Origin of the sequence: Metapseudomonas cellulosilytica (genome assembly GCF_049334135.1) — a bacterium.
Classification (GTDB): Bacteria; Pseudomonadota; Gammaproteobacteria; order Pseudomonadales; family Pseudomonadaceae; genus Metapseudomonas.
In genome coordinates, this window is the sequence record NZ_JBHZGN010000029.1 from 1 (window position 1) to 17,839 (window position 17,839).

Annotated in this window: 15 protein-coding genes; 11 read left to right on the plus strand and 4 right to left on the minus strand. The window is 67.0% G+C overall.

Going from position 1 to position 17,839, the window contains the following annotated elements; all coding sequences use genetic code 11:
• Nucleotides 1–267: 267 nt before the first annotated feature.
• Entirely contained in the window at nt 268–1,488 is a 1,221-nt protein-coding gene (locus tag ACFW0H_RS26150; protein WP_422916759.1) for an MFS transporter, read from the plus strand.
• Between the two features lie 206 nt (nt 1,489–1,694).
• On the opposite strand, the gene ACFW0H_RS26155 is transcribed toward ACFW0H_RS26150, so the two are convergent.
• The 3 genes from ACFW0H_RS26155 to ACFW0H_RS26165 are packed head-to-tail and all read right to left on the minus strand — an operon-like array spanning nt 1,695 to nt 4,785.
• Nucleotides 1,695–3,071 (minus strand): LLM class flavin-dependent oxidoreductase, encoded by a 1,377-nt coding sequence (locus tag ACFW0H_RS26155; protein WP_422916760.1) that lies wholly within the window; start codon nt 3,069–3,071, stop codon nt 1,695–1,697.
• Nucleotides 3,072–3,130: 59 nt separating this feature from the next.
• Nucleotides 3,131–3,967 (minus strand): amino acid ABC transporter permease, encoded by an 837-nt coding sequence (locus ACFW0H_RS26160; RefSeq protein WP_422916761.1) that lies wholly within the window; start codon nt 3,965–3,967, stop codon nt 3,131–3,133.
• Nucleotides 3,964–4,785: a transporter substrate-binding domain-containing protein gene (locus ACFW0H_RS26165; protein WP_422916762.1), complete on the minus strand. Its 822-nt coding sequence runs from the start codon at nt 4,783–4,785 to the stop codon at nt 3,964–3,966. The genes ACFW0H_RS26160 and ACFW0H_RS26165 overlap by 4 nt, the downstream gene beginning before the upstream one ends.
• 442 nt (nt 4,786–5,227) lie before the next feature.
• On the opposite strand from ACFW0H_RS26165, the gene kdpF reads away from it, so the two are divergent.
• The 7 genes from kdpF (at nt 5,228) to glsB (ending at nt 14,221) form a co-directional block, all read left to right on the plus strand.
• The gene (kdpF, locus tag ACFW0H_RS26170; protein ID WP_422916763.1) at nt 5,228–5,317 is read left to right on the plus strand and encodes a K(+)-transporting ATPase subunit F; all 90 of its coding nucleotides are present in this window, start codon (nt 5,228–5,230) and stop codon (nt 5,315–5,317) included.
• A gap of 8 nt (nt 5,318–5,325) precedes the next feature.
• Entirely contained in the window at nt 5,326–7,026 is a 1,701-nt protein-coding gene (gene kdpA, locus ACFW0H_RS26175) for a potassium-transporting ATPase subunit KdpA (RefSeq protein WP_422916764.1), read from the plus strand.
• 12 nt (nt 7,027–7,038) lie between these two features.
• A complete protein-coding gene (kdpB, locus tag ACFW0H_RS26180) occupies nt 7,039–9,090 on the plus strand; it encodes a potassium-transporting ATPase subunit KdpB (protein ID WP_422916765.1) in 2,052 nt (683 codons plus the stop codon).
• An 88-nt stretch (nt 9,091–9,178) separates the two neighbouring features.
• Entirely contained in the window at nt 9,179–9,730 is a 552-nt protein-coding gene (kdpC, locus tag ACFW0H_RS26185) for a potassium-transporting ATPase subunit KdpC (RefSeq protein WP_422916766.1), read from the plus strand.
• Nucleotides 9,727–12,375, plus strand: coding sequence for a DUF4118 domain-containing protein (locus tag ACFW0H_RS26190; RefSeq protein WP_422916767.1), 2,649 nt, complete (start codon nt 9,727–9,729; stop codon nt 12,373–12,375). Before kdpC ends, ACFW0H_RS26190 begins: the two co-directional genes overlap by 4 nt.
• Nucleotides 12,376–12,541: 166 nt before the next feature.
• On the plus strand, nt 12,542–13,234 hold the full coding sequence (locus ACFW0H_RS26195; protein ID WP_422916768.1) for a response regulator: 693 nt from the start codon (nt 12,542–12,544) through the stop codon (nt 13,232–13,234).
• A gap of 78 nt (nt 13,235–13,312) precedes the next feature.
• Nucleotides 13,313–14,221, plus strand: coding sequence for a glutaminase B (glsB, locus tag ACFW0H_RS26200; protein WP_422916769.1), 909 nt, complete (start codon nt 13,313–13,315; stop codon nt 14,219–14,221).
• 149 nt (nt 14,222–14,370) lie between these two features.
• Here the strand turns inward: glsB and ACFW0H_RS26205 are convergent, their stop codons facing one another.
• Nucleotides 14,371–15,396 carry a patatin-like phospholipase family protein gene (locus ACFW0H_RS26205; RefSeq protein ID WP_422916770.1) on the minus strand — a complete coding sequence of 342 codons (1,026 nt, stop codon included), beginning with the start codon at nt 15,394–15,396 and terminating at the stop codon, nt 14,371–14,373.
• 186 nt (nt 15,397–15,582) lie between these two features.
• On the opposite strand from ACFW0H_RS26205, the gene ACFW0H_RS26210 reads away from it, so the two are divergent.
• The 3 genes from ACFW0H_RS26210 (at nt 15,583) to ACFW0H_RS26220 (ending at nt 17,739) form a co-directional block, all read left to right on the plus strand.
• Nucleotides 15,583–15,861, plus strand: a complete 279-nt coding sequence (locus tag ACFW0H_RS26210) for a hypothetical protein (RefSeq protein ID WP_422916771.1) — start codon at nt 15,583–15,585, stop codon at nt 15,859–15,861.
• A 251-nt stretch (nt 15,862–16,112) separates the two neighbouring features.
• Nucleotides 16,113–17,051: an alpha/beta hydrolase gene (locus ACFW0H_RS26215; protein ID WP_422916772.1), complete on the plus strand. Its 939-nt coding sequence runs from the start codon at nt 16,113–16,115 to the stop codon at nt 17,049–17,051.
• A 346-nt stretch (nt 17,052–17,397) separates the two neighbouring features.
• Nucleotides 17,398–17,739 carry a ribonuclease E inhibitor RraB gene (locus ACFW0H_RS26220; protein WP_422916773.1) on the plus strand — a complete coding sequence of 114 codons (342 nt, stop codon included), beginning with the start codon at nt 17,398–17,400 and terminating at the stop codon, nt 17,737–17,739.
• Nucleotides 17,740–17,839: the final 100 nt, after the last annotated feature.

Below are 17,839 nucleotides of genomic sequence, written 5' to 3' on the forward strand. Positions count from 1 at the left end.
GGCAGCCCCCTTACCTTGTGGGGGCGAATTCATTCGCCAAGGGCAACGCGGTTGCCCCCTGCGGGTTCGAAGGGCAGCCCTGCGGCCTGCTTGGCGAATGAATTCGCCCCTACAGAAAAGCGCCCCAAGCCCCGCACCAATCCCCCGAGCTCCTACCGGCGTTGCGCAAATCGCATTGGTGTGTTGTGCGACGGCTGGATTCTCTCTCGCCGGGGTGCGCCCTAGTCTGGCGCCGTCAATTCTCAAACCACCCGACGAGGTACCGCCATGTCCCTTGGTAACTCCGCAACCGCCGACTCCCGGACGGCGTTGGCCATTGCACCACCGGCTTTGTCCAACTCCCTGGTGCTGTTTCTCGCGTTCTGCTGCGGTGCAGTAGTCGCCAACCTCTATTACGCGCAGCCGATCGTGGAGCTGATCGCCCCTTCCATCGGTCTTTCCACCGCTCACGCCAGCCTGATCGTCTCCCTGACCCAGTTCGGCTATGCCCTGGGCCTGCTGTTCCTGGTGCCCCTGGCGGACCTGCTGGAGAACCGGCGGCTGCTGGTGGGCTTCACGCTTGCCGCGGCTCTGTGCCTCGCCGCGGCAGCGCTGAGCCGCACGCCCTCGGTGTTCCTCGTCTGCTCGCTGCTGATCGGCCTGACTTCGGTAGCGGTGCAGATACTCGTGCCACTGGCCGCGCACATGGCTCCGGAAGAGTCCCGCGGTCGCGTGGTGGGTAACATCATGAGTGGCTTGTTGCTGGGTATCCTGCTGTCGCGTCCGCTGGCCAGCACCCTGGCCGAAGCCTTCGGCTGGCGTGGCGTGTTCTACAGCGCGGCGGTCTTGATGGCGCTGATGGCGCTGGTGATGGGGCTGCTGTTGCCACACCGGGTGCCCCTGCATCGGGCCAGCTATGGCGCGCTGATCGCCTCGGTATTCGCCCTGGCCCGGCGCTACGCGGTACTGCGCGAACGCTCCCTCTACCAGGGCCTGCTGTTCGCCAGTTTCAGCAGCTTCTGGACCATCGCCCCCATCGAGCTCGTCCGCCAGTACGGTTTCAACCAGGCCGAGGTCGCGATCTTCGCCCTGGTCGGCGCGGTAGGCGCCATCGCCGCGCCCATCGCAGGACGTCTGGCCGATGCCGGACACGGTACCCGCAGCACCGCCGTCGCCCTGTTGCTGGCTCCCCTGGCATTGCTCGCTGGTTCGCTGCCGGGCGCCGGCTGGTCATGGATGGTTGTCACTGCCGTGCTGCTGGATTTCGCAGTGCAATTGAACATGGTGCTCGGCCAACGTGAGGTCTACGCCCTCGACCCGCACAGCCGGGCACGCCTGAACGCGGTGTACATGACCAGCATCTTCGTGGGCGGAGCCCTGGGCTCGCTGATTGCCAGTCCGCTCTTCGAGCACCTTGGCTGGGCGTCTTTCGCTTGGCTGTCGGCGTTGCCGCCGGCATTGGCCATGCTGCTGTTCATCTTGCGCCCCCGCGCCTCCACCAGAGGCTGAGCCAGTCGCAATTCTGGCCGCAGGCCCAGGACCGCGTGGAAGATGAAAGCCACAAACGTCAACACCCCGCCCAGCAGCAGGAGTTGCTCCGCGATCAAGGCGCTATTGGCTACCGGAGCGGCCAGGTACGGTAAAACGCAGCTGGCCCTCCACCCTTTGCGCTCACTTTCAGGGCTTGCGCCGCCTGGCCGTCCCGGCAAACCATCTCAGCGATCGAAGCGGAAGGATGCCCCGTAGGCGTTGCCGGGCAGTCGGTCGGCACCGTCGGCGCGCAGGCGCGAGCGGAAGGTGCCACGCGGTGCGTCGGTGCGGTACAAGCCGCGCTTGATCAGCTCGGGGGCCACCAGTTCGGCAAAATCCTCCAGGGTGCCGGGACTCACCAGCGGATTGAGCATGTAGCCGTCGGTACCGGAAATCCGCGCGTGTTCCTCGATGCGGTCGGCGACCTGTTTCGGCGTGCCTACCAGGATCAGGTCGCTGCCTCGGGTCACCCGGGCGAAGCGCTGGCGCACCTCGCCGGCGGTCAGCGGTTTGCCGCTGCCGTCTGCGCGCATTACATAGGAGGTCAGGCCCTCGGTCTGGGTGGTCAGCGGTTCATTGTCGGCATAGCGGTCGATGTCGATGCCGGTGTCGCCGGCATAGCTCACCAATTGGGCGTTGAGGTGGTAGTTGCTCTGCAGTTCGTCGTATTTGCGTTGGGCCTCGATGGCGGTGGGCGCGGTGACGATGCGCAGCACGGTCAGGGACTTCACGTCGTTGCGGGCGCGGCCACGGGCTTCGGCCAGGTTGCGGATATCGGTCAGGCCCGCGCGGATTTCCTCGGGGTTCGATTTGGCGACGAACACCAGTTCGGCGTGCTTGGCGGCGAACTGCCGCCCGCGCTCGGACCAGCCGGCCTGGATCAGCACCGGCGAGCGCTGCGGCGAGGGCGCGCAGACATGGGGGCCGGCCACGCGATAGTGAGCTCCCTCGTGGTCGATACGGCGTACCCGGTCACCACGGGCGTATTGCCGGCCTGCCTTGTCGGCAACCACTGCATCGTCCGCCCAACTGCCCTCCCAGAGCTTGTAGACCACGTCGAGGAATTCCTCGGCGCGCTCGTAGCGGTCGCCGTGGCGGAGCATCTGGTCGAGGCCGAAGTTGTGCGCGGCGCTGGACAGGTAGGAGGTGACGATGTTCCAGCCGATGCGCCCTCCGGTCAGGTGGTCCAGGGTGCTGAAGCGCCGGGCATGGCTGAAGGGGTGCTCGTAGGTGGTGCTGACGGTGACGCCGAAGGCGAGGTTGCGGGTCTGCGCGGCCAGCGCCGGGATGTGCAGCAGCGGGTCGTTGGCCGGGGCTTCCACGGCCCACTTCAGGGCGGCGTCGGCCGAGCCGCCGTAGACATCGTAGAGGCCCAGCACGTCGGCAAAGAAGAACAGGTCGAGGTTGGCCTGTTCGGCGATGCGCGCCTGGTTCGACCAGAAGTCCAGGGTGTTGATGCGCACGCGCTCGTCGGCGGGGTGGGTCCAGAGGCTGGGGGCGCCGCCGCAGCCGACGCTGGCCTGCTCGTAGAGGGAGAAGAGGAGGGGCTTGGGATCGGACATGGTCATTCCTTGAGGCATTTCAGGTCAGGCCCGCTCGAGGGCGGGCCCGTGGCAACAGATCAGCGGCGGCCGGCGTAGGCCTTGCCGTAATGGCGCTCCAGGCGCGCCTGGATCAGTTCCAGGCCGATGGACAGCAGCCAGTAGATGACCGCGGCGGCGGTGAGCATCTCGATGTAGCGGTACGACGAGCGACCGTAGGACTGGGCGAGGAACATCACCTCCCACACGCCCATCACCGAGACCAGGGACGAGTCCTTGAGCATGGAAATGAACTGGTTGGTGGTGGGCGGGATGATGGTCCGCATGGCCTGTGGCAGGACGATGCGCCAGAAGGTCAGGGTCGGCCCCATGCCCAGGGCGGCGGCGGCCTCGCGCTGGCCCGGCGCCACGCCGATGATGCCGGCGCGGAAGATCTCGCTGAGGTAGGCGCCGTAGTTCAGCGAAAGGGCGAGGATGCCGGCGGTGATGGCGCCGGGCACCACGCCCAGTTGGGGCAGGCCGAGGTAGATCAGCAGGATCTGGATCAGCAGCGGCGTACCGCGGAAGAACGAGGCATAGAAGGTCGAGACACCGAAGGCCACGGCACTGCTGGACAACCGCGCCAGGGCGGCGAGGAAGCCCAGCACCAGTGAGCAGGCGATGGACGAGACGCTCAAGAACAGCGTCAGCGCCGCGCCCTGGAGGAAGCCGTTGGGCGCCAGGCTGAGCCCGGTGAGGTGGCGCCACTTGTCGAGGATGATCGAGAACTTCAGGTCGAAGCCGAGGAAGAAGGTCACGCACAGCGCGAGCATCACCGCCCAGGTCAGGTACAGCCGGGTACGGAAGCCGAACATCCGCTCGACGAGGGCGGGGCCCGCAATGCGCTGCGGGCGTGGGGGTTGCGGGAAGGCTGTCATTGGGTGATGTCGGCGCCGATCCATTTGTTGGAGATGCGCGCCAGGGTGCCGTCCTGCCTGAGCTGGCCGATCACCTCGGTGACCTTGGCGTCCCACTCGGGGTCACCCTTCTCGGTGGCGACCACATTGGGTTCGCCGTAGAGGGTGTCGCCAGCGATCTTGAAGCGCGGGTCCTGGGCGATGCGCTCGCGGGCGGTCACCAGGTTGGTGACCATGGCGTCCAGGCGCACGCCGGCGCCCAGGGCCAGGTCCTGGAAGGCCACGGTTTCGTTGTCGTAGGGGGCGATCTCCACCTGGTCGAAGGGGTAGTCCAGCGGCTTGTCCTCGGCGCCCTCGATCACCAGGTCCTTGCGCAGGTAGCTTTCGTAGGTGGAGGCACTGATAACGCCGACCTTCCGGTTGGACAGGTCCTTGCCGGAGCCGATACGGCTGTCCTTGGCGTTGACCACGACCACGGCAGGCGACTCGTAGTACTTCACCGGGAAGTTGAACACCTGGGCGCGCGCCTGGCTCGGCGTCATGGAGCAGATGCAGATGTCGTAACGGCCGTTCCAGTGGCCGGCGGCGATTACATCCCAGGAGGGGGTTTCCAGCTTGAGCTGCACACCCAGGCGATCGGCTACGGCCCGGGCGACGTCCACATCGAAGCCGTCCAGCTGGTTCTGCTCGTTGAGGAAGGAGAAGGGCGGGTAGTTCTCCATCAGGACCCCGACCAGTTCGCCCTTGCCCTGGACGCGGTCGAGGGTCTGTCCGGCGAAGGCTGAAGTGCAGGCAGTGGCAAGGGCCAGTCCCAGTGGCAGCAAGGTACGAATCTTCAAGGGAACTCCTAGGGTCGAATGATTTTATTGAACGCTTGGATCATTAAAAAGGAAATTAAAAAAGTATTAATAAGAATTTAATGGAATATTAAGCATGCGCTCGGCTATATCGCTCGTGCTGCGAGGCTTTGCAGGAGACATGCCCGAGCGGCACGTGCGCCGCCGCTTCGGGCTTCAGAGCAGATCGAGTGAAGGTTGCGCTGCTGAGGCAGCAGCAATTTGTGAAAGCGCTGTTGGCGGGCGGACAGCTGGCTGCTGGTCCGTCCGTTAGCTCGGGGACTCGCGCCTGATGCGGTGAATTCATCCTGAATCGGGCGCGGCATTCCCCATCACTCTTTACGCATTCTTGATGCCCCGCCACGTCCCCGGGACTCGTTCCTTTACGCCCCTCGTTCCGACAATGGCTCCACGGCGGCACAGACCGCATCAAGGAGCAAACGCAATGAGCATTCTCGACGGGGTGTCCCTGGTCCTGGCCATGGGGCTGTTCATCTATCTGCTGGTGGAGCTGCTGCGCGCCGAGCGCGGCTAGGAGGCCCCATGCAACTTCAGGACATCGGCCTCATCCTGGCCTTTTTCGTGCTGGTGCTGGCGCCGGCACCCTTCCTCGGGCGCTTCTACTACCGGGTGATGGAGGGGCAACGCACCTTCCTGACTCCGGTTTTCGCGCCCGTGGAGCGCTTCTGCTACCGCCTCTCCGGCGTCGACGCCGAGCGCGAGCAGGACTGGAAGTCCTACTGCGCCGCCCTGCTGGCCTTCAACCTGGCGGGGCTGATGCTGCTGTTCGCCATCCTCATGCTGCAGGGTGTGCTGCCGCTGAATCCGCAGAAGCTGCCGGGGCTGGAGTGGAGCCTGGCGTTCAACACCGCGGTCAGCTTCGTCACCAACACCAACTGGCAGGCCTATAGCGGCGAGGCCACGCTGAGCTACTTCAGTCAGATGGTCGGCCTCGGCGTGCAGAACTTCGTCAGCGCCGCCGTCGGCCTCTGCGTGCTGGTGGCCTTCGCCCGCGGCATAAGCCGCCGCAGCACCGATCGCCTGGGCAACTTCTGGGTCGACCTGACCCGCGGCACCCTCTACGGCCTGCTGCCGCTGTGCCTGCTGCTGGCGCTGTTCCTGGTCTGGCAGGGCGTGCCGCAGACATTGACCGACTACGCCCACGCCGTGACCCTGCAGGGCGCCGACCAGAGCATTCCGCTGGGCCCGGCAGCCAGCCAGATCGCCATCAAGCAGCTGGGTACCAACGGCGGCGGCTTCTTCGGTGTCAACTCGGCGCACCCGTTCGAGAACCCCACGGCCTGGAGCAACCTGCTGGAGGTGGCCTCCATCATCCTGATCCCGGCGGCCCTGGTGTTCACCTTCGGCCACTACGTCAAGGACCTGCGCCAGAGCCGCGCGCTGCTGGCCTGCATGCTGGTGCTGTTCGTGATCGGCCTGGGCGTGACGCTCTACGCCGAATACCAGCCGAACCCGGCCCTGGCCGCGCTGCCCATCGAGCAGGCCGGCTCCCTGGAAGGCAAGGAAAGCCGCTTCGGCATCGCCGCCTCGGCACTCTGGGCGGCGACCACCACGGCCGCGTCCAACGGCTCGGTGAACGCCATGCACGACAGCTTCAGCGCCATCGGCGGGATGATCCCGATGTTCAACATGATGCTCGGCGAGATCATCTTCGGCGGCGTTGGCGCCGGTCTCTACGGCATGCTGCTGTTCGTGCTGATCGCCGTGTTCCTCGCCGGACTGATGATCGGTCGCACCCCGGAATACCTCGGCAAGAAGCTGGAAGCCCGCGAAGTGCGCCTGCTGGTGGCCACATTGCTGGTGATGCCGGTGGGCGTGCTGGTGTTCTGCGGCCTGGCCATCAGCCTCGACGGCCCGGCTGCGTCCATCACCAATCCGGGCGCCCACGGTTTCAGCCAGGCGCTCTACGCCTACACCTCGGGCAGCGCCAACAACGGCTCGGCCTTTGCCGGCCTCCAAGCCAACACGCCGTTCCACAACGTGCTGATCGGCCTGGCCATGCTCCTCGGCCGCTTCGGCTACATCCTCCCGGTACTGGCCATCGCCGGCAGCCTGGCGATGAAGAAGCGCGCGCCGCTGGGCGCCAACAGCTTCCCCACCCACGGTCCGCTGTTCGTCACCCTGCTGACCCTCACCATCCTGCTGGTGGGCGGCCTGACCTTCCTGCCGGCGCTGGCCCTCGGGCCCATTGCCGAACATCTCGCACTGATCCAGGGCTTCTGACGGAGAACCAACATGAATGCCCCGATAAAGGCGCCCAAGGGCGTCAAGCAGCAACCCAGGACCTCCTTCGCCGCGCTGTGGAAACCGGCGCTGCGCCAGGCCTTCGTCAAGCTCGATCCACGCCAGCTGGTTCGCTCGCCCGTCATGTTGGTGGTCGAGCTGACCGCGCTGCTGACCACCGTCCTCTGCTTCATCCCCAACCCGGCGGTGAGCACCGGCCTCGCCGTGCAGATCGCCCTGTGGCTGTGGTTCACCGTGCTCTTCGCCAACTTCGCCGAAGCGCTCGCTGAAGGCCGTGGCAAGGCCCGTGCCGACAGCCTGCGGGCCGGCAGCCAGGGCCTGACCGCGCGCCGTCGCAAGGGCAGCGGCCAGTTCGAGACCATCGCCGCCGCCAGCCTGCGTCGTGGCGACGTGGTGCGTGTCGAAGCCGGTGAGCTGATTCCCGGCGACGGCGAGGTGATCGAAGGCATTGCCGCGGTCAACGAAGCGGCCATCACCGGCGAATCGGCGCCGGTGATCCGTGAGTCCGGCGGCGACCGTTCCGCCGTCACCGGCAACACCCGCATCGTCTCCGACTGGCTGCTGGTCAGAATCACCGCCAACCCCGGCGAATCCACCCTGGACCGGATGATCGCCCTGGTGGAAGGCGCCAAGCGCCAGAAGACCCCCAACGAAGTGGCGCTGGACATCCTGCTGATCGGCCTGACGCTGATCTTCCTGCTGGTGGTGGCCACCCTGCAGCCCTTCGCCCGCTTCGCCGGTGGCGACCTGCCGCTGGTCTACCTGGTGGCGCTGCTGGTGACCCTGATCCCCACCACCATCGGGGGCCTGCTGTCGGCCATCGGCATCGCCGGCATGGACCGCCTGGTGCGCCTGAACGTCATCGCCAAATCGGGCAGGGCGGTGGAAGCCGCCGGTGACGTGCATGTGCTGCTGCTGGACAAGACCGGCACCATCACCTTCGGCAACCGCCGCTGCAGCGCGATGATCAAGGCCCCCGGCGTGGCCGGCATGGAGCTTTCCGATGCCGCGCTGCTGGCCTCCCTGGCCGACGAGACGCCGGAAGGCAAGTCCATCGTCGAATACCTGCGCGGGCTGCAGTCGATGCAGGAACCGGCCCGCGAGGAAATCCAGGTGATTCCCTTCACCGCCGAGACTCGACTGTCCGGCGCCGACTGGGCCGGCCGCAGTTACCGCAAGGGCGCCGTGGACGCTGTGCTGGCCTGGGTTGGGATGACCCGGGACGAGGTGCCGGCGCCGCTGGCCCGAGAGATCGAGAAGATCGCCCAGAGCGGTGGCACACCGCTGCTGGTGGCGGCCGACGGCAAGCTGCTGGGCGCCATCCACCTCAAGGATGTGGTCAAGCCCGGTATCCGCGAGCGCTTCGCCGAATTGCGCCGAATGGGCATTCGCACCGTGATGGTGACCGGCGACAACCCGCTGACCGCCGCCGCCATCGCCGCCGAGGCCGGGGTGGATGACGTGATCGCCGAAGCCACGCCGGAGAAGAAGCTGAGCCGCATCCGCCAGGAGCAAGGCGAGGGCAAGATGGTCGCCATGTGCGGCGACGGCGCCAACGACGCCCCGGCGCTGGCCCAGGCCGACGTCGGCCTGGCGATGAACGACGGTACCCAGGCCGCCCGCGAGGCCGCCAACCTGGTGGACCTGGATTCCGACCCCACCAAGCTGCTGGACGTGGTGCAGGTGGGCAAGGAGCTGCTGGTGACCCGTGGCGCGCTGACCACCTTCTCGGTGGCCAACGACGTGGCCAAGTACTTCGCAATACTCCCCGCGCTGTTCGCCGGCATCTACCCGCAGCTCGGCGTGCTCAACGTCATGCAGCTGGCCAGCCCGCAGAGCGCCATCCTCTCGGCCATCGTGTTCAACGCCCTGATCATCATCGCGCTGATTCCGCTGGCCCTGCGCGGGGTACGGGTGCAGGCCACGGACGCCGCCCACCTGCTGCGGCGCAATCTGCTGGTCTACGGCCTGGGCGGCATCGTCGCCCCCTTCGTCGGCATCAAGGTGATTGATGTCCTGCTCAATGCAGTGGGACTGGCGTGACCGACTACCCCTTTCCCGCAAGGGGGAGGGGGCGGGGGAAGGGCGGAACCTTTCCCCGCGAACTTAGATTTCCCTCGAGGAACTGAATATGCTTAGCCAACTCCGTCCAGCCATAAGCCTCCTGGCCCTGATGACCCTGATTACCGGCGTCGCCTATCCCCTGACCGTTACCGGCATCGCCCAGCTGGCATTCCCCGAGCAGGCCAATGGCAGCCTGGTGCGCGATGCCAAGGGCGAGGTGCGCGGCAGTTCGCTGCTGGTGCAGAACTTCGAAGGCCCCCAGTGGTTCCAGCCGCGCCCGTCGGCCGCCGGCTTCGCCACCGTGGCCAGCGGCGCCAGCAACCTGGCGCCGAGCAACCCGGCCCTGGCCGAGCGCATCAACAAGGATGCGCAGCGCCTGGCCACCGAAGGCCACGGCAAGGTGCCCATGGCCCTGGTCACCACCTCCGGCAGCGGCCTCGACCCGCATCTGCCGCCGGCGGCCGCGCGCTTCCAGATCCCGCGCATCGCCGCTGAACGCGGGGTGCCGGCCGATACCCTGGAACGCCTGGTGGAGCAGAACACCGAGCGGCCCCTGATCGGTCCGGCGGTGGTCAATGTGCTGGCCTTGAACACAGCGTTGAACGAGATGACTCGATGAGTGATGCCCTGCGCGCCGACGCGCTGCTGGCCGATATGCCCCGTGGCGGGCGTGGTCGCCTGAAGGTCTTTCTCGGCGCGGCACCCGGCGTGGGCAAGACCTACGCCATGCTCCAGGCCGCCCAGGCGCAATTGCGCCAGGGCGTGGACCTGCGCGCCGGCGTGGTGGAAACTCACGGCCGTGCGGAAACCGAAGCCATGCTCGCCGGATTGCCGCAGCAGCCGCTGCGGCGTTTCGAGTATCGCGGCATGGCCCTCACCGAGATGGACCTCGACGGCATCCTCGCCCACCCGCCAAGTCTGGTGCTGGTGGACGAGCTGGCCCACACCAACGCCCCCGGCAGCCGCCACGCCAAGCGCTGGCAGGATGTGCAGGAACTGCTCGACGCCGGAATCGACGTCTACACCACGGTCAACGTCCAGCACCTGGAAGCCCTCAACGACCAGGTGCATGACATCACCGGCGTGCAGGTGCGCGAGACCCTGCCGGACTGGGTGCTGCAGGAGGCCGACGAGATCCTGCTGGTCGACCTGCCGCCGCGCGAGCTGCTCGAGCGGCTGCGCGAGGGCAAGGTCTATGTGCCCGAGCAGGCGCGCGCGGCCATCGACGCCTTCTTCTCCCAGACCAACCTCACCGCCCTGCGCGAGCTGGCCATGCAGACCGCCGCCGCGCGGGTGGACGCCGACCTCACCCGGCGCTATCGCCAGCGTGGCCTGGAGGCGCCCGCCGTGCGTGGGCGGTTGCTGGTGGGGATCGACGGCGACCATCAGGCCGAACGCCTGGTGCGCCATGCCTGTCGGGTCGCCGAGCGGCGCCACCTGCCCTGGTCGGTGGTGTACGTGGACACCGGCGGCGGCCGTTCCGAAGAGGTGCGTGCCCGTCTGCAGGGCGCCCAGCAACTCGCCGAGCGCCTGGGCGGCGAGGTGGTGACCCTGCGTGGCGAGTCCGTCGCCAAGGCGCTGGTGCAGCACGCCGATGAGCGCCGTGCCAGCCTGCTGCTGGTGGGGCGCAGCCGCCAGCGCCTGCGCCGCCGCCTGTTCGGCCGTGGCCTGGCGGAACGCTTGCTGTACCTCGCCGAAGGCCTGGAAGTCAGCGTGCTGGATACCGAGGCCGACAGCCGTCCACCCAGCCCGCGCGCGAACTACCCCTCGGGGCTGATGGACTACGGACTGGCCGTGGCGGCGGCCATGACCGCCACTGCCGTGGCCTGGGGGGTGGCCCATACCCTGGAGCTGCCGAACATTTCCCTGGTCTTCCTCGCCGCGGTGCTGCTGGTGGCGGTGCGCAGCAGCCTTGGGCCGGCGCTGGCGTGCGCGGTGCTGTCGTTCCTCGCCTACGACTTCCTGTTCATCCCGCCCATTTTCTCCTTCACCATCGCCCGCCAGGAAGACGTCCTGACCCTGCTGTTCTTCCTGCTGATGGCCGGGCTCACCGGCAACCTGGCCTCCCGCCAGCGCCGCCAGCTCAATGCGCTGCGCGACACCCAGTCGGAAACCACCGCGCTGCTTGATCTCTCGCGCAAGCTCACCGCCGCCACCGACCGCCAGGCGGTGCTGACCGTCGCCGTGCAGCAGTTCGACTCCTGGACGGACGTGGAGGTCTGCCTGCTGTCCCGTGGCCGTGATGGCGTCTGGAAAGTGGAGGCCGGCGCCCAGCGGTTGCTGGCCGAACAGGAGCGGGCGGCGGCGGAGTGGTCCTGGCAGCATGATCAGCCGGCGGGCCTGGGCACCGACACCCTGCCGGGCGGCCGCTGGTGGTGGCTGCCGCTGTCGGGGGAGGAGGGGCCGCTGGTGCTGCTGGGAGTGAGCCCCCGCGACGGGGCTCCGCTGCCGATTGGGCGACGCCGCCTGATCGCCGCCCTCGGTCAGCCCCTGGCCCAGGCCCTGGCTCGCGCCCAGCTGGCGGAGGACCTGGAAGCGGCACGCCTGCACGGCGAAACCGAGCAATTGCGCAGTGCCTTGCTGGCGTCGGTTTCCCACGACCTGCGCACGCCGCTCACCGCCATGCGCGGCTCCATCGACAGCCTGCTGGCCCTGGGCGAGACCATTCCCCTGGAGGATCGGCGCGAGCTGCTGGAAGGCACCCGCGACGAAGCCGAGCGACTGGACCGTTACATTCAGAATCTGCTGGACATGACCCGCCTCGGCCACGGCACCCTCAAGCTGGCCCGCGACTGGGTGGCGCCGGTGGACATCGTCGCCAGTGCCCTGCAGCGCCTGCGTCCGGTGCTGGCGTCGTTGCAGGTGGAAACCCTGGTGCCGGAACCGTTGCCGCTGCTCTATGTGCATGCCGCACTGATCGAGCAGGCGTTGGTCAACGTGCTGGAAAACGCGGCACGCTTCTCCCCCGGCCAGGGTCGCCTGCGCATTGCCGTGGGGGCCGACGAGACCGAACTGCGCTTCGCCGTCAGTGACCAGGGCCCGGGCATTCCGCCGGAAGAACGCGACAGGATCTTCGACATGTTCTATACCGCTGCCCGGGGCGATCGGGGCGGGCAGGGCACCGGCTTGGGCCTGGCCATCTGCCAGGGCATGGTCGGCGCCCACGGTGGCCGCGTGAGCGTCGGCGACGGCCTGGAAGGCCGCGGCGCCACCCTGACCCTGCACCTGCCGCTGCACCCGCAGCCGCAGGTGGAAGAAGAATGAGAACTGTCGGTTGGCGCGGGATGTTGTAGGGGCGAATTCATTCGCCAAGGGCGGCGCAGCTGCCCCAATGGGACCACCAGGGCAGACCTGCGGTCTGCTTGGCGAATGAATTCGCCCCTACAGTGAAAAGCGCCCCCGACAGCAAATGGATTCGACGAAGGACCCTATGACAACCAACCAACCGACCATCCTGGTCATCGACGACGAAGCGCAGATCCGCAAGTTCCTGCGCATCAGCCTGGCCGCCCAGGGCTACCGGGTACTGGAGGGCGCCAATGGCCGCGACGGATTGGCCCAGGCGGCACTGGCAAAGCCCGACCTGGTGGTACTCGACCTCGGCCTGCCGGACATGGATGGCCAGGCCGTGCTTCGCGAGTTGCGTGAGTGGTCCCAGGTGCCGGTGCTGGTGCTCTCGGTACGCGCCAGCGAAGGCGAGAAGGTCCTGGCCCTGGACGGTGGCGCCAACGATTACGTGACCAAGCCCTTCGGTATCCAGGAGTTCCTCGCCCGCGTACGGGTGCTGCTGCGCCAGGGCGGTCCCGGCGAGCAGCAGGAGGCCAGCATCGCCAGCGGCCCGCTGCGGCTGGACTTCGCCTACCGCCGGGTGACCCTGGACGGTGAGGAAGTCGCGCTGACCCGCAAGGAGTACGCGGTGCTCGCCCAACTGGCCCGTCACCTGGGCCGGGTGGTGACCCAGCAGCAGTTGCTCAAGGACATCTGGGGCCCTACCCATGTCGAGGACAGCCACTACCTGCGCGTGGTGGTCGGCCACCTGCGGCAGAAGCTCGGCGACGACCCGGCCGACCCGCGATTCATCGTCACCGAGGCCGGTGTCGGATACCGCCTGCGGGAAACCTGAATTCGCTGTGCCGCCATGCTCGCGGCGCGCGTCCAGTGCTGCATGAGCGCGCAGACGCTCCTCACTGGAAGGACCAGCATGCAGCAGTTGTTGAACGACATCCTCGACGAAGTACGTCCCCTGATCGGCCAGGGCAAGGTCGCCAGTTATATTCCCGCGCTTTCCTGCATCAGCCCGGACCAGCTCGGCATCGCCGTCTACAGCAACGATGGCGAGCTGACCTACGCCGGCGATGGCCTGACGCCGTTTTCCATCCAGAGCATCTCCAAGGTGTTCAGCCTGGTGCAGGCTATCCAGCATTCGGGCGAAGACATCTGGCAGCGCCTGGGGCACGAGCCCTCGGGGCAGCCGTTCAATTCGCTGGTGCAGCTGGAGTTCGAACGCGGCGTGCCACGCAACCCCTTCATCAACGCCGGCGCGCTGGTGATCTGCGACATCAACGAATCGCGCTTCGCCGCGCCGCCGCTGTCCATGCGCGATTTCGTCCGGCGCCTGTCGGGCAACCCCCATCTGGTGTCGGACGAGGTCGTGGCCCGTTCCGAGTACCAGCACCGCGCACGCAACGCCGCCATGGCCTACCTGATGCAATCCTTCGGCAACTTCCACAACGATGTGGAGGCCGTGCTGCACAGCTACTTCCACCATTGCGCCATTCGCATGAGCTGCGCCGACCTGGCCCTGGCCTTCAGCTTCCTCGCCAACAACGGCGTCAGCCCTCACAGCGGCGAACAGGTGCTCACCCCGCGCCAGGCCAAGCAGGTCAACGCCATCATGGCCACCAGCGGCCTCTACGACGAGGCTGGCAACTTCGCCTATCGCGTCGGCCTGCCGGGCAAGAGCGGGGTAGGGGGCGGAATAGTCGCGGTGGTACCCGGCCGCTTCACCGTCTGCGTGTGGTCACCGGAACTCAATCCGGCCGGCAACTCCCTGGCCGGCATGGCCGCGCTGGAGAAGCTCTCCGAGCGGATCGGCTGGTCGATTTTCTGAAGCCTTGGGCGCTGACCTGTTGGGGCGAATCTGTAGGGGCGAATTCATTCGCCAAGGGCGGTGAAGCTGCCCCACGGACTGTCAGGCAGACCTGCGGTCTGCTTGGCGAATGAATTCGCCCCTACAAAAAAGAAGATCGAGCTTCGGAATCACTTCCCTTGCTCGTAACGTTCCAGGGTCTCGCGGGCGATCTGCCGGCCCAGCTGGATCAGCTCCGGGGCCTTGTAGAACTCGAAGAAGCGGCACACCCGCTTGGGCACGTTGATCAGGATGTCCGGCGGGTAGCCGGCGATCTTGTACTGGGCCAGCGAGGTCTGCATCACCTCGAAACTCTGGTTCACCAGGTCCAGCAGGGACGCGGGACCGACGCTGGCGATCACCTGCGAGCCGCTGGCGGACCGGGGGGCGCCGGCGGTCTCCGGGGCGGCCCCGGGTTGCTGCATCTGCGGTGCCGCGGCGTCCAGCCAGGGATTGCCGCCGGGAAGGCTTTCCGGGTCGAGCAGGCCATGGGGCTCGTCGCCGCCACGCTTGAGGAAGGGCAGGCGCGACCCGAGGGAGGCCATCAGCAGATCGAGGCGGCCCTTGATCGCCGGCGGGCGTTCGATCACCGGCAACTGGTACTCGCGCTGGGTGGTGGCGTTGAGGTTGACGGCGATGATCAAGTCGCAGTGGCTGGACACCACCGGAATGATCGGCAGCGGGTTGAGCAGGCCGCCGTCCACCAGCATGCGGCTGCCCTGGACTACCGGGGTGAAGAGGCTGGGAATGGCCGCCGAAGCGCGCATCGCCTGGTGCAGGCAGCCCTCCTGGAACCAGATCTCCTGCTGGTTGGTGAGGTCCGTGGCGACCGCCGTGTAGGGGATGGGCAAGTCCTCGATGTTGATCTCGCCGACGATGTCGCGAATGCGTCCGAAGACCTTTTCGCCGCGGATCGCGCCGAGGCGAAAGCTCACGTCCAGCAGCCGCAACACATCGAGATAGTCGAGGCTTTCGGTCCAGTCGCGGTAGTGGCGCAGCCTGCCGGCGGCGTAGATGCCGCCCACCACGGCGCCCATGGAACAGCCGGCGATACAGGCGATGTCGTAGCCGCGCGCTTCGATTTCCTCGATCACGCCGATGTGCGCGTAGCCGCGCGCGCCCCCCGATCCCAGCACTAAAGCCACGCGTTTGCGCATGCGAAATTCCCCCGCCAACGATCTTTCGACGATACGCCCGTGGCGGGGGCGTCGCCAAGCCGCGCGGCCCCCCACCGGGGCCGGCGGTCGGCAGTGTCGACCCGTTTGCGGAGTTGAGTCTTCCGGGTACCGAACCGTCCGTCGACACACTAGACTTTGTCGATCTTCACCACAGGAGCTTCATTGATGAAAGCCTGGATCAGTCTGCCCCTGATTACCCTGCTGCTCGTTGGTTGCGCCGGCAAGACCGTCCATCGCGACAGCTGTGCCACGGAAATCGATGCCGCCTGGCAGGAACTGGATCTGGCCAAGGCCGAGGGATTCTCCGGTACCGTGAGCTACTCCAAGGCTCTCAGCCTGCTCACGGCCGCCAAGACGCAGCAGCAGTTCGAGGCCTTCGAGGGCTGCACCGACAAGGCTGCGAAGGCACGCTTCTATATCCGCGAGTCCCGCGCCGGGCGCTGATGGTCGTGCCCGGGAAGCCGCCAGGCTTCCCGGGGTGGTCCGTCGCTACGGAGTGGGGTGTCGTGCCTTGCCAGCGCTTGGAGGCATGGATGATGTTCGACACTTCCCGATAACCCAGGCGCTCGGCGATACCGTCCGGGAACAGGATTGCACCAGTTGGCACAAGAGTGCCGATTTCCGCCATGCCTGCAACTGGGCGGGCTTCACTGTCAGCTACCGTCAGCAGACTCGTTGCCCGGAGCTGGATCATCATGAATGCCCCCCTTGAGTTCACTGCGCCCGAGCCTGGCCAGCCATGGCTGCGCGCGACGCTGCGCGGCGCACTGCGCGTGCTGTTCCGTGGCCTGATGCGCCCGCCCATGCCCGTGATGCTTCAGCGGCTGGTGCTGCGCTCGCTCTCCACCAGCATCCTGGCGCCCCGTGGCCTGCTGCGGGATACGGGATGCCTGGCCGGCCGCCCCTGCGAATGGCACCGGCCCCAGGGCGGCAGCCATGTGGTGCTGCTCTACCTGCATGGCGGCGCCTTCATCACCGGCTCGCCGGCCACCCACCGGGCCATCACCGCCAGCCTGGCCAAGCGTGCCGGTGTGGCGGTGTGCGCGCTGGACTACCGACTGGCACCGGAGCATCCCTTTCCCGCAGCGCGGGACGATGCCGTCACCGCCTACCGCGAGCTACTGGAGGCGGGTTTCCCAGCTTCGCGCATCGTCATTGGCGGCGACTCGGCGGGCGGCAATCTGACGCTGCTCACGGCATTGGAAATCAAGCGCCAGAAGCTGCCCCGGCCGGCGGGGCTGATCTGCTTCTCGCCGGTAACCGACCTCAGCGGTACGGCGCACCACTGTCCCCCGGCGGGCGATCCGCTGATCCACCCGGCCTGGGTGGATCAGGCGATGACGCTCTATTGTCCATCCGGCCTGGACCGCCGCGATCCGGCGTTGTCGCCGCTGTTCGCCGACCTTGCCGGTCTCGCCCCCATGCTGGTGCAGGTGGCCGAGGACGAGGTGCTGCGTGACGACAGCCTGCGCCTGGCTACACGGGTGCGCGCGGCGGGCGGCTGGGTTCGGCTGGAGCGTTATCCGGGACTCTGGCATGTGTTCCAGACGCACACGGGGGTACTGCGCACGGCCGACGAAGCCCTGGCCAGCGCCGCTGATTTCATCTGCAGGCAGGTGGAGGGGGGCGCCTGAACCGGGATTGACCCTCTCCCCCGCGCTGGCCAGTCTGGCCGGGCGCAAGGCCAATTTATTGGCGGATCAGACCTGAGCGCCGCCTGTCGCCACTTTTGCGACAATTTGTCCAGCTTTCCGGCAGACCCGCCGTGGTGGCGCTACCCTGCAAAATGAAAGCAGAAAAGCTCACTCGACGAGTGAATCAGTGGTCGGGTCCGCGCGGGGCCTGGCCGGGGTCTGGCGCTGTGTCTGCAGGGTCGGCCCGGGGGCGGCACTGCATGGTGTCGCGAAGCCGAATCCACCGGCTTCTCGGAAAAGCGGAAAAACGCGGAACTCTCATCCATCGCTAAGAGGAGGTCGTTTCATGAGCACAGCCTTCCACGATGATGTCAGCAGCAATCTGTTGCGCCGCATGAAAGAGGGCGGTTTCGATTTTGCCCGTGTCCATCCGATCGAGTTCTATGCCATCTTTCCCGACGAGGACCGGGCGCGAATGGCTGCGAAGAATTTTCGTGGTGAGTCCTTGAATGCACAGGTGTCGGTCCGCGCCGATGGGGCCTGGCACCTGCAGGTGAGCAAGGTGATGTACGCCACCCATGCGGGAATCGGTGATTTCGAGCACGACCTGGAAGCCCTGGTGGTGCCGCTTGGCGGCGTGCTCGATGGTTGGGGCGTGACCCAGGAAATTCCGGCCACGCGACCTTGAAGTGACTCCGGTTCGTGGCGGCCGGCCCGCCGCGAACCGGACATGCCGGAGCCTGCTTCCGGCGTTGAATCTGCTCCCTTCCGTTGCGGCTCTGCTGCAA